12 protein-coding genes are annotated in these 14,985 nt (G+C 47.3%); 6 read left to right on the plus strand and 6 right to left on the minus strand.

The genetic code is table 11. The annotated features are described in order from the left end of the window. Positions 1 to 307 precede the first annotated feature (307 nt). Positions 308 to 1,600, minus strand: coding sequence for a glutamate-1-semialdehyde 2,1-aminomutase (hemL, locus tag ACVA6Q_RS16540; protein ID WP_353497838.1), 1,293 nt, complete (start codon positions 1,598 to 1,600; stop codon positions 308 to 310). A gap of 317 nt (positions 1,601 to 1,917) precedes the next feature. On the opposite strand from hemL, the gene erpA reads away from it, so the two are divergent. The 5 genes from erpA (at position 1,918) to ilvN (ending at position 9,457) form a co-directional block, all read left to right on the plus strand. Then, positions 1,918 to 2,259: an iron-sulfur cluster insertion protein ErpA gene (gene erpA, locus ACVA6Q_RS16545; RefSeq protein WP_353497839.1), complete on the plus strand. Its 342-nt coding sequence runs from the start codon at positions 1,918 to 1,920 to the stop codon at positions 2,257 to 2,259. A 266-nt stretch (positions 2,260 to 2,525) separates the two neighbouring features. Then, positions 2,526 to 3,635: an efflux RND transporter periplasmic adaptor subunit gene (locus ACVA6Q_RS16550; protein WP_353497840.1), complete on the plus strand. Its 1,110-nt coding sequence runs from the start codon at positions 2,526 to 2,528 to the stop codon at positions 3,633 to 3,635. 8 nt (positions 3,636 to 3,643) lie between these two features. Then, on the plus strand, positions 3,644 to 6,805 hold the full coding sequence (locus ACVA6Q_RS16555) for an efflux RND transporter permease subunit (RefSeq protein ID WP_446648208.1): 3,162 nt from the start codon (positions 3,644 to 3,646) through the stop codon (positions 6,803 to 6,805). Positions 6,806 to 7,224: 419 nt separating this feature from the next. Beyond that, positions 7,225 to 8,961, plus strand: a complete 1,737-nt coding sequence (locus tag ACVA6Q_RS16560) for an acetolactate synthase 3 large subunit (protein ID WP_353497842.1) — start codon at positions 7,225 to 7,227, stop codon at positions 8,959 to 8,961. Between the two features lies 1 nt (position 8,962). Next, positions 8,963 to 9,457 carry an acetolactate synthase small subunit gene (gene ilvN / locus ACVA6Q_RS16565; RefSeq protein ID WP_353497843.1) on the plus strand — a complete coding sequence of 165 codons (495 nt, stop codon included), beginning with the start codon at positions 8,963 to 8,965 and terminating at the stop codon, positions 9,455 to 9,457. Positions 9,458 to 9,512: 55 nt separating this feature from the next. Here ilvN and ACVA6Q_RS16570 read toward each other — a convergent pair whose 3' ends face one another. The 5 genes from ACVA6Q_RS16570 to ACVA6Q_RS16590 all read right to left on the minus strand — a co-directional run bounded on the left by ACVA6Q_RS16570 (position 9,513) and on the right by ACVA6Q_RS16590 (position 14,052). Continuing rightward, positions 9,513 to 10,307 carry a nucleotidyltransferase domain-containing protein gene (locus ACVA6Q_RS16570; protein WP_446648209.1) on the minus strand — a complete coding sequence of 265 codons (795 nt, stop codon included), beginning with the start codon at positions 10,305 to 10,307 and terminating at the stop codon, positions 9,513 to 9,515. A gap of 192 nt (positions 10,308 to 10,499) precedes the next feature. Next, complete coding sequence (locus tag ACVA6Q_RS16575; RefSeq protein ID WP_446648256.1) at positions 10,500 to 11,189, minus strand: BON domain-containing protein; 690 nt, start codon at positions 11,187 to 11,189, stop codon at positions 10,500 to 10,502. 10 nt (positions 11,190 to 11,199) lie between these two features. After that, positions 11,200 to 11,790, minus strand: coding sequence for a phosphoheptose isomerase (locus tag ACVA6Q_RS16580; RefSeq protein WP_353497844.1), 591 nt, complete (start codon positions 11,788 to 11,790; stop codon positions 11,200 to 11,202). Positions 11,791 to 11,792: 2 nt separating this feature from the next. Continuing rightward, a complete protein-coding gene (locus ACVA6Q_RS16585; protein WP_446648210.1) occupies positions 11,793 to 12,182 on the minus strand; it encodes a YraN family protein in 390 nt (129 codons plus the stop codon). After that, entirely contained in the window at positions 12,145 to 14,052 is a 1,908-nt protein-coding gene (locus tag ACVA6Q_RS16590) for a penicillin-binding protein activator (RefSeq protein WP_446648211.1), read from the minus strand. Before ACVA6Q_RS16590 ends, ACVA6Q_RS16585 begins: the two co-directional genes overlap by 38 nt. A 62-nt stretch (positions 14,053 to 14,114) precedes the next feature. On the opposite strand from ACVA6Q_RS16590, the gene rsmI reads away from it, so the two are divergent. After that, positions 14,115 to 14,978, plus strand: a complete 864-nt coding sequence (gene rsmI / locus ACVA6Q_RS16595; protein ID WP_446648212.1) for a 16S rRNA (cytidine(1402)-2'-O)-methyltransferase — start codon at positions 14,115 to 14,117, stop codon at positions 14,976 to 14,978. The last annotated feature ends 7 nt before the right edge of the window (positions 14,979 to 14,985 follow it).

Here is a 14,985-nt window from a genome sequence, read left to right on the forward strand (position 1 = left end):
TCGTCAATGTTCGACAAACGCTGACAGACATAAGCAGTATTGGTCATATAATGGACGTAAATCTTTGAGTGATCAATTTAAAATCTTGTCAGTTCTGAGGCGGTAGGAGAGTTCGATGGGTTGTTGTAACGGTGACAAAAACTGTGAGCAAGGCAAGAAAAAAACGCGCAAAATACCCTGGTTTTCAATCACGATTGGGCTTTTAGTGCTGCTGGTGATATTCAACTGGCAGGCATAAAAAGATGGCACTAAAAAAGGGCTGATACGCTCAGCCCTTTTCTCAAATTCTTAAAAGGTTAACTCTTGATTATGCCTCTTGAGCAAGCATCGCAAAGCAGCGGTCAGCGGCTTCAAGCGTCGCATCGATTTCTTTCGAGCCGTGAGCCAGTGAAGTAAAGCTTGCTTCAAACGCTGATGGTGCTAGGTAAACACCGTGATCTAGCATAAGGTGGAAGAAGCGCTTGAATCGTTCTACATCGCATTTCGCGACATCTTCGTAGCAAGTGATGGTTTCTTGGTCGGTGAAGAAGAAACCGAACATACCGCCCACTTGGTTAACTACCAATGGAATGCCGTGTTTGTCTGCCAGAGATTTGAAGCCATTTGCTAGGTGCTTAGTTTTTTGAGCAAGGCGCTTTTCGTTGCCTTCTTCAGAAAGCAGTGTCAGACATGCAAAGCCAGCCGCCATCGCAATTGGGTTACCAGACAAAGTGCCCGCTTGATATACAGGACCGGTTGGTGCGATGTGCTGCATCACCTCTTTACGGCCACCGAACGCGCCAACTGGCATGCCGCCACCAATGATCTTACCAAGCGTCGTTAGGTCTGGTTTGATGTTGTAGTATGCTTGCGCGCCGCCTTGTGCAACACGGAAACCAGTCATGACTTCATCAAAGATAAGCAGTGCGCCTTCGTCATCACAGATCTGACGCAGACCTTCGTGGAAGCCTTCAACGGGTGGAATACAGTTCATGTTGCCCGCAACAGGTTCAACGATGATACAAGCGATTTCACCTTTGTTCGCTTCGAATAGCGCTTTTACAGACGCAAGGTCGTTGAAGCGTGCTGTCAATGTGTATTTAGCAAAGTCAGCAGGGACGCCCGGTGAGCTTGGCTGACCGAGTGTTAGTGCGCCAGAGCCAGCTTTTACTAGTAGGCTGTCAGCGTGACCGTGGTAGCAACCTTCGAATTTGATGATCTTGTCACGACCCGTGTAGCCACGAGCGAGGCGGATAGCACTCATGGTCGCTTCCGTACCTGAGCTCACCATGCGTAGCTGTTCCATAGAAGGTACCAGTTTGCGAACCAGCTCCGCCATGTTGATTTCCATTTCGGTTGGCGCACCAAAGCTAAGGCCGCGCTGAGCTGCATCGATCACTGCATCACGGATCACTGCGTGGTTGTGACCAAGGATCATTGGACCCCATGAACCTACGTAGTCGATGTAGGCTTTACCATCAGCATCAAACATCAATGGACCATCGGCACGTTCAACGAAAATAGGTGAACCACCTACGCCGTTAAAGGCACGAACCGGAGAGTTAACACCACCAGGGATGGTCTGTTGCGCTTTTTCATACAGCTCTGCTGATTTGGTCATGGAAAGTTCCTCTTTGCTTGTTCGGACCAAGTGTGCTGCATTGTACATCTACAAATCGAATCGAGAAGTGTTTTGAGCACATTTTCTCATATTGATACGAGTTTTAGGTACATCTCTATTAATTTGGTTTTGTCTAATACTTGAACGAAGCACTCAGGTATTAGATAATCACCGACAATAACTTTACAAAATACAATGATGCTCGGCTAAGTATTGAGCGCTGTTAATTCATCGCCGCTTGTTTTGAACACTAGGGTTTGCAATGGTCTTGGTTGGTGCAAACAGGCGTTTGAGGCAGAGTAGCAAGAGAGGTTCCTGTGAGTGATGTAGCTATTCCATTAAATTTTTCTGAGGCAGCGGCGACGCGTGTTAATGCGTTGATCGCAGAAGAGGAAAACCCAGAGCTTAAGCTTCGTGTATACATCACCGGTGGTGGCTGTAGTGGTTTTCAGTACGGTTTTACCTTTGATGAGAGCGTTAACGACGGTGATACTACCATCGAAAAGTGTGGTGTGACGCTGGTTGTTGATCCAATGAGTTTGCAATACCTGATTGGTGGCACAGTTGACTATACCGAAGGTCTTGAAGGTTCACGCTTCTTCGTTGATAACCCGAACGCGACCACAACGTGTGGTTGTGGTGCATCGTTTAGCGTGTAGTTCTAAAGAATAAGTTGAAGAGAGGCGAACATCTAGTTCGCCTTTTTTTTACCTGGAATATCGGAGAGGTTAAAAAAACTTCAATAATAAGCAAAATGAATGTTATCTACAAAAGGGGTTTTTGTTACACTCGAGTCAGTAGTCAGCGCACAGTATCTGACAGAAAGTTGTCGTTTAGCGATTGATTATTCGTAGTTTTTAAACCGGATGCTGCTCCGCTTCGTAGAAGGTCGGCAGTGTCGGATTACAATAATAGGGAAATTATTATGCCAACTACTCAACGTGGCAACTTTCTATCCAAACGTCCTTGGTTAATCTCTTTGGTATGCGTCGTAGCACTCTCCACTTGGCTTGGTCTTGGGGTTTTAAAGGCTGAAGAAGCGCCAAATCAGAAAAAAGAGCAAATCATTCCACTTGCCCGAGTGGTTTATCAAGAATTTAGCGCAGAAAAGATCGATAAGAAGATCGATTTATATGGTCGTACAGCACCCGATCGCACTGCTCGGTTGGGCGCTGAAATTGCCGGCAAGATCATCAAGCTTAATGTCGAGAAAGGCGATGAGGTGAAAAAAGGGCAGGCGATTGCACAAATTGACAAAGGTGACCTCAACATTCAACTGGAGCGTGCTCAGGCGATGCTCAATGTTAGGCAGCAAGAATTTAATGCCTCCAAGTCTTTGAAAAGTAGAGGACTGCAAGGTGAGGTGGCTTACTCGACTGCTGCAGCCAACCTAACCGAAGCTAAAGCGATGGTGAGTGCAGCGAAACTTGCACTGCGCAATACTACGGTAACCGCTCCGTTTACCGGCATCGTCGATCATTTGTCGATCGAGCTGGGTGATTTTGTCGGTGTTGGCGATCCTGTAGCGACGCTCATTGATTTAGATATTCTAGTCATTGAAGCGGATGTTAGTGAACGTCATATTCAAAAACTCACGCCAAACCAAACCTCTACAATTCGTTTTGTTGGTGGTGAAGAAGTTACGGGTACGCTGCGTTACATTTCGCGCGTCTCTTCCGTTTCAACCAATACTTTCCCGATTGAAATTGCTGTGCCGAATCCAAATCAGCGCATTCCTGCGGGTGTCAGTGCAGAAGTGGAATTGGCATTGGATGAGCAACTGGCGATCAAAATCACGCCAGCAATGTTAGCACTGGATGAAATCGGCAATCTCGGTGTGAAAACGCTTAAAGATAATCATGTGGACTTTGTACCTATTCAGTTGGTTAAAGCTGAGCAAGATGGTGTCTGGCTGACCGGGCTTGGCACTAAGAGTGACATCATCGTCCTTGGACAAGGTTTCGTTCGTCATGGCGATCAGGTCGAAGCCATCAGTGTCGCTGAGGCCAATCAAATCGCTGAACAGCAGCAATAGGAGGCCGCATGTTTGCATTAATTGATGCGGCGCTGTCGCGCTCTAGAACCATGCTCAGCTTGCTGGCTCTGGTGCTCATTGCCGGTGTCGTGACTTACAACACTATTCCCAAAGAATCGAGTCCAGATATCACCATCCCAATCATCTATGTGTCTGTGGGTCACCAAGGTATTTCGCCGGATGATAGTGAGCGATTGCTCGTCAGACCGCTAGAAAAAGAGTTGCGCTCGATTGAAGGCGTGAAAGAGATGACGGCGGTGGCATCGGAAGGTCACGCCTCAGTAACACTTGAGTTTAATGTCGGCGTTGATTTGACCAAGGCGATGGCAGACGTACGTGATGCCGTTGACCTTGCTAAGCCTAAGTTGCCAGAAGACAGTGATGAACCGACAGTTAACGAGGTGACCTTTGCGTCACAGCAACCTGTGCTCTCGGTTGTACTTTATGGCACCGTTCCAGAACGCACCATAGTGCAGCTTGCTCGCCAGTTGCGTGACAAGCTTGAAAGCTACCGCCAAGTATTGGAGGTAGACATTGCTGGTGACCGTGAAGACATTGTTGAGATTGTGGTCGACCCGCTACTGATGGAAAGCTATGGGCTCGACCAAGGTGATATTTACAACCTGATTGCCCTGAACAACCGCGTGGTAGCCGCTGGCTTTGTTGATACCGGTTATGGCCGTTTTTCGGTCAAAGTACCGTCAGTGTTCAACAGCCTAAAAGATGTGTTGGAGCTGCCTGTTAAGGTGGATGGCAAACAAGTGATCACTTTTGGAGACGTCGCGACAGTTCGCCGCGCTTTCCGAGACCCTGACAGTTTTGCTCGTCTTGATGGACGCTCTGCAGTGGTATTGGATGTCAAAAAGCGTGCTGGTGAGAACATCATTGAAACTGTCTCATTGGTCAAAGAAGTGCTGCGACAAGCTCAGCTTCGTGATGAATGGCCAAACAACCTTCAGGTGAAGTTCACTAAGGATGAATCGAAAGATGTGAAGATCATGCTCAATGATCTGCAAAACAATATCTTATCAGCAATCATTTTGGTGGTTATTGTTATCATCGCTATCCTTGGTGTTCGCACTGCGCTATTGGTCGGCATTTCGATTCCTGGCTCGTTCTTGACCGGCCTACTTGTGCTGTCGGTATTTGGCCTTACGGTCAATATCGTTGTACTGTTCTCACTCATTATGGCTGTGGGCATGCTGGTCGATGGCGCAATCGTTGTTACCGAATTTGCTGATCGCCGTATGCAAGAAGGGATGGAGCGTAAAGAAGCGTATCGTGATGCTGCCAAACGCATGGCTTGGCCGATCACGGCATCCACGGCAACCACTTTGGCTGCGTTTGCACCGCTGCTATTCTGGCCGGACATCACGGGTGAGTTCATGAAGTACTTGCCGATGACACTCATTGCTACACTGACAGCGTCGCTAGTGATGGCACTGTTGTTTGTGCCAGTACTCGGTGGTCTGATTGGTAAGCCGCAATATGTTTCACCGGCTAAGCAAAAGAAAATGGTGGCGCTGCATGAAGGCGAGTTTGATAAAGCAACCGGTATTACTAAGCTTTATTATCACACCCTAGATATTGCTCTTGGTCATCCTTTAAAAGTGCTGCTACTGGCGATTGCTATGGCAATCGGTGTCGGAGTGGCATACAACAAAGCCGGCCTTGGCGCTGAGTTCTTCCCTGAAGTGGATCCGCCTTACTTTAATGTCAAAGTGCGCTCTCATGGTGACTTGTCTATCAATGAGAAAGACGAGGTTATGCGTGTTGTTGAGAAGGTGATGCTGGGTCATGACGAATTTGAAAGTGTTTACACCAAAACAGGCGGTAAAGATGAAATTGGTGTGATTCAAATTACCCCATTGGATTGGCAGTATCGTCGCAAGGTGCCCGCTATCATCGAAGAGCTTAAGCAAACGACGGACCAGTTTGCGGGGGTAGAGATTGAGTACAAGTTCCCTGATGCAGGCCCCCCGGTTGAGCATGATTTGGTGGTCGAACTTTCTGCTCGTATTCCTGATGGTTTGGATGCAGCTGCAAAAGAAGTGCGTCGCTGGGCGGATGGCAATGCTAAACTGACGAACGTCAGTGACACGTCAAACAAACCAGGGATAGATTGGCAAATCGATATCAGCCGAGATGATGCTGCTCGCTTTGGTGCGGACGCGACACTGGTAGGTAACACGGTTCAGTTTGTGACCAACGGCCTAAAAATTGGTGATTATCTACCTGACGATTCTACCGAAGAGGTCGATATTTTAGTGCGATTCCCAGAAGAGCATCGTGATATTGGCCGTTTTGATGAACTTCGCGTTAAGACGCCGGCAGGTCTGGTGCCTATTACCAACTTTGCTGAAATCACACCAGAGCAGAAGCAAGACACCATTAACCGTTTAGATGGCGTGCGCGTTATCAATGTCAAAGCCGACATGGCGGATGGCTACAATCTCGCGGTTGAGCTACCAGGCTTTATGGAGCAGCTCAACCAGATTGAACTGCCAAGTGGTGTTGAGTTTGTTATCAAAGGTCAAAATGAAGAGCAGAAGAATTCATCGGAGTTCCTGCAAAGTGCCTTTATGGTCGCTCTGGCCGTCATGGCGCTAATCTTGATCACTCAATTCAATAGCTTCTATCAAGCGTTATTGATCTTGAGTGCAGTGATTTTTTCAACCGTGGGAGTGTTTGCGGGTCTATTGGTGTTCCAGCGTCCATTTGGCATCATCATGTCAGGCATCGGTGTTATCGCGCTAGCGGGGATTGTGGTTAATAACAACATCGTACTGATTGATACCTATAACCAGCTGATTAAGCGCGGTTTGGATAAGCGTGAAGCGATCTTAAGAACGGGTGTACAGCGTTTGCGTCCGGTAATGCTCACCACGGTGACCACGATTTTGGGTTTGATGCCTATGGTGCTGGAGATGAACGTCGACCTCATCAATCAAAAAATTGAGTTTGGCGCACCAAGCACTCAGTGGTGGTCACAGCTTGCAACCGCGGTAGCGGGCGGCTTGGCATTTGCTACGGTATTGACCTTAGTATTAACGCCGTGTTTGCTGATGTTAGGTAAAACAGAACAGCAAAAACAGCAGCCGTCGATGTTGCGACGCACGTTACGACGATTGAGGTCGAAACCTGTAAAAAAGCCCGTTGAAGCGGCCTAGTGAATCAAAGCCCCATTATTTAACAAAATATGGGGCTTTTTTATTAATTTCCCTTAGTGATTTCGAGTGACCAATCAGAATTGCTGATAAGTTTTTGCCAGTTTTTGATAAATTAGGCAGGATTTAACTCTGAATTTTATTTGATACTAGGTTATTGGTTTGGTTTTGTTTCTCTGGGTAAGACAAATGTTGGCAAACCTATCATTTCGAAGGTGAGTGTGTTTTTTGCAGCCTTTGTCGGGTTAGATCTTGTGCAAAGAAAGCGTTACAGTTGTTGCGTAAACATATTGCTTGTTATGACAAGCTATGTGACATAGCTGAAAAGTGAGTAGTTTCGATTTAGGCTACGAATAAGACCTAACTATGTAATGCCAGCTCAGCAACAACCTGATTGTTGAGGTAACTGGTAAGGAGACAATATGGCAGATTCAACCCCAGAAATGCTATCTGGTGCAGAGATGATCGTTCAATCTTTGATTGACGAAGGTGTACAACAAATCTTTGGTTACCCAGGTGGTTCCGTTCTTGATATCTACGATGCGCTGCATGAAAAGCGCGAGAATATCCAACACGTCCTCGTTCGCCACGAACAAGCCGCGACACACATGGCTGATGGTTACGCACGTGCTACCGGTAAGCCAGGTGTGGTACTTGTGTGTTCAGGTCCTGGTGCGACCAACACCATTACCGGTATCGCTACCGCTTACATGGACTCGATCCCTATGGTGGTGCTCTCTGGCAACGTACCGAACAATCTGATCGGTAATGATGCGTTCCAAGAGTGTGATATGGTCGGTGTATCCCGTCCGGTGGTTAAGCACAGTTTCCTATTGCAGCGTGCTGAAGATATCCCTGAAACGCTGAAAAAAGCCTTCTATATCGCGTCTACTGGCCGCCCAGGTCCGGTTGTTGTTGATATTCCGAAGGATGTCATGAATCCGCAGATCAAGTTCCCTTACGAGTACCCTGAAACCGTTAAGATGCGCTCATACAACCCGACGACATCGGGTCATAAAGGGCAAATCAAAAAAGCGCTAAAAGCGATTTTAGAAGCGAAGAAACCTGTTTTGTATGTGGGTGGTGGTGCCATCATGTCTGAGGCAGACCAACACATCATTAAGCTGGCTGAAACGTTGAACCTACCCGTCATCAGCACGTTGATGGGTTTGGGTGCGTTTCCTGGCACACATAAAAACGCATTAGGTATGCTGGGTATGCATGGTACTTACGAAGCCAACCTTGCGATGCATAATGCTGACCTTATTTTTGGTGTTGGTGTTCGTTTTGACGACCGTACCACCAACAACCTCGACAAGTACTGCCCAAATGCCAAGGTAGTACATATTGATATCGACCCTTCTTCGATCTCGAAAAACGTACGCGCTGATTTGCCGATTGTTGGCTCTGCGGATGTGATTCTAGAGACCATGTTGAAACTTCTGGTAGAGCAGGGTGGCACCAATGATGAAGCTGCGCTTAATGCTTGGTGGGATGATATTGCTTCTTGGAAAGAGCGTAACTGTCTTGGTTACGAAACCTCGGAAGAGCGTATTAAGCCACAGCAGGTCATTGAAGTGCTGCACAAGCTGACGGGCGGTGACGCGTTTGTGGCATCCGATGTGGGTCAGCACCAAATGTTTGCTGCGCTCTACTATCCGTTTAATAAGCCACGCCGCTGGATCAACTCAGGTGGTCTTGGCACCATGGGCTTTGGCTTCCCAGCAGCGATTGGGGTGAAGTTTGCTTACCCAGATGAAGAGGTGGTGTGTGTCACCGGTGATGGCAGTATTCAGATGAACATTCAAGAGCTGTCGACGGCTATGCAATACGATGTGCCGGTTAAAATAATCAACCTCAACAACCGTTTCTTAGGGATGGTAAAACAGTGGCAGGATATTATTTATCAGGGTCGTCACTCTAACTCCTACATGGATTCGGTGCCTGACTTTGCTGCTATTGCTGAAGCTTATGGCCACGTAGGTATTCGCATTTCCAACCCAAGCGAACTTGAATCTGGTCTGAAGAAAGCGCTAGAGATGAAAGATCGCCTCGTGTTCGTTGATATCAATGTTGATGAAACAGAGCACGTTTACCCGATGCAAATCAAAGGGGAAGGCATGGATAAGATGTGGCTAAGTAAGACGGAGAGAACCTAATATGAGACATATCATTTCGCTACTATTGGAAAACCAGCCGGGTGCACTTTCTCGAGTGGTTGGCCTGTTCTCTCAGCGCGGCTACAACATCGAATCACTCAACGTATCGCCAACCGATGATGAGACGTTATCACGCCTTAACATCACCACAGAATCGGATAAAATGGAGCTTGAGCAGATCCAAAAGCACCTGCATAAGCTGATTGATGTCCTTAAGGTTCAGGAAGTGACTGAGTTTGAGCACATTGAGCGCGAGCTAATGATGGTTAAAGTCAAAGCGAGCGGTTTTGCGCGTGCAGAAGTGAAGCGTACGGCGGATATCTTTCGTGGCCAGATTGTTGATGTCACTTCGTCGCAATATACGGTTCAACTTGCAGGCACGGCTGAAAAGCTTGATGCGTTTGTGTCAGCGCTATCAGAAGTGACGGATGTGGTTGAGGTGGCTCGAAGCGGTATTGTTGGCATTGCTCGTGGAGAGCGAGCGCTTAAGCCATAAACCAAACTAAGCTATTAATAAAAAAGGCCAGTCATGAGACTGGCCTTTTTTATTGTTAAGTAAGTCTATGATTAAAGTAATCAAGACACAGCTTTTGAGCTTGGTGGTTAATCGCAACGCTTTCTTCATTCCCTCTAAGCTCAAGATAAAGCGCTATACAGGCTTCAAATGCACCAACAAGCGATGTTTTCTCAGTGATTGCAATGGTGCTTTTGAGTTGCTGATTCAGTGCCGGTAAACGCTTTTCTATCGTTCTAACGCCTGATGGCGTTAATCCATTTTGCTTCAGCGCCAATGGTGAAAGCACGTTATGCCTAATAAACGAGATAAAATCGAGCGCTTCGAAATACTCACCGCGTGCAATCTTCGTAGCAGCGTAGTGTGTCCAAATCCAAAATCTGTCTTCAATCCATTGTGGATCCGGCTGCGGGTAGTGCGGCTGTTTTGTTGAAAAACAGTCCGTGAGCAATGACTCTTGCTGCCAAAGTACTTGAGTATCATCCACGCGCATTGCTGCATCAGGCAGAGAAACAAACTTAAAGTCGACGTGTACTGCATCAGGTTCAAACAGTGCTATCACCAAGCGTGGTTCACCGACATGTTCGCCTGTAAAGGCAGCGACACTGCCGCCAATACGTTCTACGAGTTGAAATCGCTCATTCATAACACTTTCAACACTTTCTGGGTGGATAGCGATGACAAGATCTAGGTCGCTGTATTCGTCCATTGTATTGGTAGCAAATGAGCCGCTGGCGCCTATTCCACAAATTCGTGCGTCTTGGCTAAGCGAGTCGATAATACGGATCAAAAGAGTTTGGTGAGTCGTTGGAAGTGAGGTCGGAAGATTCATATTTTACCTATCTATAAAAGTAAAACTGCCTGTTGGAGCAGCTAGTGCGGTAAAATCAACGCAGCATTATAAAGTATGTCGAGCATCATTCATTGTCAACTAGCATGCTCACAACGCTTGCTTTTGTTAAGCCTAAAACCTAAAACAGCCAGCAATCATGCTGGCTGTTTTAGGTTTCTGTGGCTGGAGGGTTTAGCCTTCAATTTCTACAAAAGGAGCAGGCTCTTCGATAATTGGCTTCATTTCCTCTTCTTGTTGAGGCTGCTCTTCAACTGCTGCTGGCTGTTCAGGCTCGGCTTCTGTGTTGAGCTTTTCTTGTTGCTCACTGAATTGGAACGCACGGATCACCTGTTTTACGCCGGATACATTTCTGGCGATTTCTGTGGCCACATCGGCGTGCTCTTTAGACACATAACCCAGTAGAAACACTTCACTGTCTTCAGTGATGACTTTGATTTTGACGCCGTTGAGTCTTTCGTCGGTCAAGAGCGCTGACTTGACCTTCGTCGTCAACCAGCTGTCATTGCTGATTTGCGTGAAGCTAAGTGGCTGCTTAACGCGGACTTGGTTGTAGACAATTTTTACGCCATTAAGACCTTTAACTTGGTTTTCAAGCTGGCTACGAAGCGCTTCCGTATTCGCCTGTCCCATCAGCACGACAGTACCACGCTGTGAGCTGGCAACGACGCGCACGTTGCTAACATAGGGCGCTTTGTTACCCATACCAGCTACTTCTGACTCAAGGGCACTGTCATTCCAAATCTCTTTTGCGCTGCGCGTATCGGTGACGAGGTTTACCGTCGTCGCAGCACCTGCTACAAATAGACCGGCACAGCCCGAAAGGAACATACTGGCCATGAGCAGTGCCATTACTTTATACATCTTCATAATGTTACTCTTCGTGAGATGGGAATAGCACTTGGTCGATGAGATCGCACAAGCAGTGGAGTGTCACCATGTGGACTTCATGAATGCGTGAGGTGCGTTGAGATGGGATACGTATTTCCACATCGTTTTCGCCCAATAAGCCGGCCATTTCGCCACCATCTTTGCCGGTAAAGGCAATGATGGTCATATCTCGAGTCACAGCCGCTTCCATCGCTTTAATGACGTTTTTGCTGTTACCGCTGGTTGAAATTGCCAACAAGATATCGTTAGTTTGGCCGAAGGCGCGCACTTGTTTGGCAAAGATATCTTCAAAGTTGTAGTCGTTCGCCACTGCGGTCATGGTGGTGCTGTCAGCAGTCAGTGTCATTGCAGGGAGGCTCGGACGTTCGGTTTCAAAACGGTTCAGTAGGCATGAGACAAATTGCTGAGCGTTGGACGCTGACCCGCCGTTACCGCAGCACAGAATTTTGTTGCCATTGAGCAGTGTTGCGACCATTGCTTGTGCTGCGTGAGTGATGGCGTCTGGCAGCGCTTCGGCGGCGGCGATTTGAATTTGGATGCTTTCAGTAAAACTTTCTTTGATGCTATCGCGCATGGTTATCCTTGAGTGATGGCGTTTTTTATCCAGTTGATGTCGTTGCCTTGTTCGTGAATAGCAACCACATCAAATCGAAATTCGGTCTCGTATGGCGATAGGCCATTTTTGAGCAGCCACAGTGTGGCGGCTTTTTCGAGCTTTTTTGCTTTGGCTCGCGTCACCATTTCTTGGGCGCTACCATAACATTGATTGCGTCGGTATTTGACCTCCACAAACACAATGCTCGATTTATCTTGCATGATCAGGTCAACTTCACCGCATTTTACCGTGAAGTTTTCTGATAGAGGAACCAAGCCCTGACGACCGAGATAGTCTTTGGCCAGTTCCTCATAACGTTTTCCAACGGCGCGTTTACTCGCTGATTGGCGTTTCCACGACAGTAGTGTCATCGCTTGTCTCATCCTGAGTCGCGGTTGTTTCTTGTACGGTAGAAGGTTGTACGGTAGAAGGTTGCTCGCCGTAGACACCCCAAGCAATCTGGCGTTGAACTACGCAGTCTGGATCGATCGTTAGCATACCGGTTTGTCCATCGACAGAGTAACCTTGTACTGCTTTCAGTTGCGGTAATTCTTTAGTCAGCGTGTAGGCATCCATACCTAATGCTTGCAGGCGTTTCTCTGCATTTGAGCTTTTCGGCCAGAACTTAGTCATTTGTGCATCGAGGTCGACATTTTGCTCCACTAGCAGTGGAATATCACTGTATACCACGCCAGTGAGGTCTTCATACTGACGTTTCTCACTGTGGCTGTGGGAATCAGCAAACAGCTGTGGCTGTTTAGCATCAGGGTTAATAGCGACTTCGATAAATGGCTTGATCAGCGTAAGGTCAGCATTATTGGCAACAATGTATACGGAATCAATGTCACGACGACTACGTGGCTGATTTTCGAGCTTCATACCCGTTAGCGCTTCCATTTGAGCGATACGTTGCTGGCTTTCTTGTAGGCCAAACACGTTGTTGATGGTTTTTTGTAGTTGTGCGCGATTCGCGTACTGCGCTACGGCGACTTTGTTGTCACTCACTTTTGCCCATTCAGCCTCAAAAGCCTTTGCCACACGGTTGCCCAGCGAGCCTTGCGGCGCAATGATCAGCGGGAAAGCATATTGGTTTTTAGACAGATGTTGAGCTGCCTGAGCAACCTCTTGCTCAGGAGATAGAGTTAAGTAACACATCATCTGTGTTGGTTCTATCTCATTAGGAATATTCAGTGCGAGCGCAGGGATTGGTGTCTCAGAGTTTTGCTGAGCTTGCTGTAGCTTCTCAACATTTTCTTTAACCAGTGGGCCGACAATAAAATCAACACCATTAGCGACGAGTTTTGTCTTGATGTCAGCAGGGGTGGCTTCGTTTGTATCAATAACGGTAAAAATAGCCTCTGGATCGCGCAATTCGTCATCCATCATCGCCATCATAAACCCATCGCGTACCAGCTGAGCTTGCTTTGCATACTTACCAGAAAGTGGCAGAAGTAGAGCGGTGCTTTGAGGCGAAGCAATCTCTAAGTTGAGAATGTCGTAAATGCTTTGCGGAGTGTAGATAGCTGCTGGGTGAGTTGGATTTTCTGCGAGCCAGTTATTTAGTGTATTTTGCAGTTGTGGCAAGTTAGCTGCCATGCCTTTCATATAGGTAGCCAGTTGTAACCAGCCATCCAGTACTTCCTCATTAGGCTGGGCAACTAAGGTTGATAGATCCTGCGCTGAGTACTGGTTCATGTACTGCCAGATTTGGGCGTTGATCGCTTCTTGCTGGTCACTGGCGCTAAAACCTGCTTGTGCAATCAGCTCACGGCTAGCATCAAAGTAATTGCCCATGGCGGCAAGGCTTTGTGCGCGCAATTGATGATAACGCTGCCATTGTTGCTGCGCGAGTGGCCATTCAGATGGGAAGCTAAGCTGCAGATACGCTTGTTCTGCTTTGCCTTGCGCAAGGTTTAGTTCCGCGCGTGCGAGTTGCCACTCGGCTTGCTGCACCGTGGTGAGATTTTGTTTGGCAAGTCGATTAGAGAGTCTCTGGGCTTGCTCGTAATTGCCCTCTTGAATTGATGCTTTGAATGCCAAGATCAACCATTCGTTTGCAAAACCGTCTTGACCGGCGTCAGCTCGCATCAGATAGGTCTCCGAAGAGGCAGTAGGTGCTAGGGTGATATCAACGCTTTCTGGGGCGCTTGGCTGAGTAGAACAAGCGGCAATGGACAAAGCCAATGCAATTGGAGTCAGTAGGCGTGTTACACTATTTCTCTTTGGGTTCATCATTGCCATGAGCTCTTTAATCACTATTCGTGTAAAATCATTATATTAATCGTTGAAGTGCTGGTAAACAAATGACAAGCAACAAAACTACTTATATTGAGCAACCAACGCTCTTTATTGTACCGACACCGATTGGAAACCTCGGTGATATCACACAAAGAGCGCTGGATGTACTCCATAGCGTCGACATTATTGCTGCTGAAGATACGCGCCATACGGGTAAGCTTCTGTCTCACTTCAATATTCAAACTAGAACATTTGCGTTGCATGATCACAATGAACAGCAAAAAGCGCAAGTTTTAGTCGATAAACTGCTTGCGGGTGAATCCATCGCATTGGTCTCTGATGCTGGCACACCGCTTATCAGCGATCCAGGGTATCATTTGGTGACTCAATGTCGTCAGGCAGGCGTTAAAGTTGTGCCATTACCAGGGGCGTGTGCTGTGATTACTGCGCTGAGCGCATCTGGCTTGCCCTCTGATCGCTTTAGTTTTGAGGGCTTTTTGCCAGCGAAAAGCAAAGGCCGTAAAGATAAATTCATGGAGATCGCCAAAGCCGAGCGCACCTGTATCTTCTACGAATCGCCACATCGAATTACCGAGTCACTTGCCGATATGCTTGAAGTGCTGGGGCCTGAACGTGAGGTTGTATTGGCGCGCGAGCTAACCAAGACCTATGAAACCATTCAAGGTTTGCCACTTGGTGAGTTGATTGCGTGGATTGGAGAAGATGATAACCGTAAGCGTGGTGAGATGGTGTTATTGATTCACGGTCATCGTGAGCCTGTGAATGAAGAGCTGCCAGATGAAGCGACACGTACACTGGCTATTTTGGTTAAAGATTTACCACTTAAAAAAGCGGCAGCGGCGACGGCTGAAATCTATAACCTCAAAAAGAATGCCTTGTATAAATGGGGTCTAGAAAACTTATCCTAGAAAAACA

The sequence above is a fragment of the Vibrio sp. DNB22_10_4 genome, assembly GCF_052879755.1.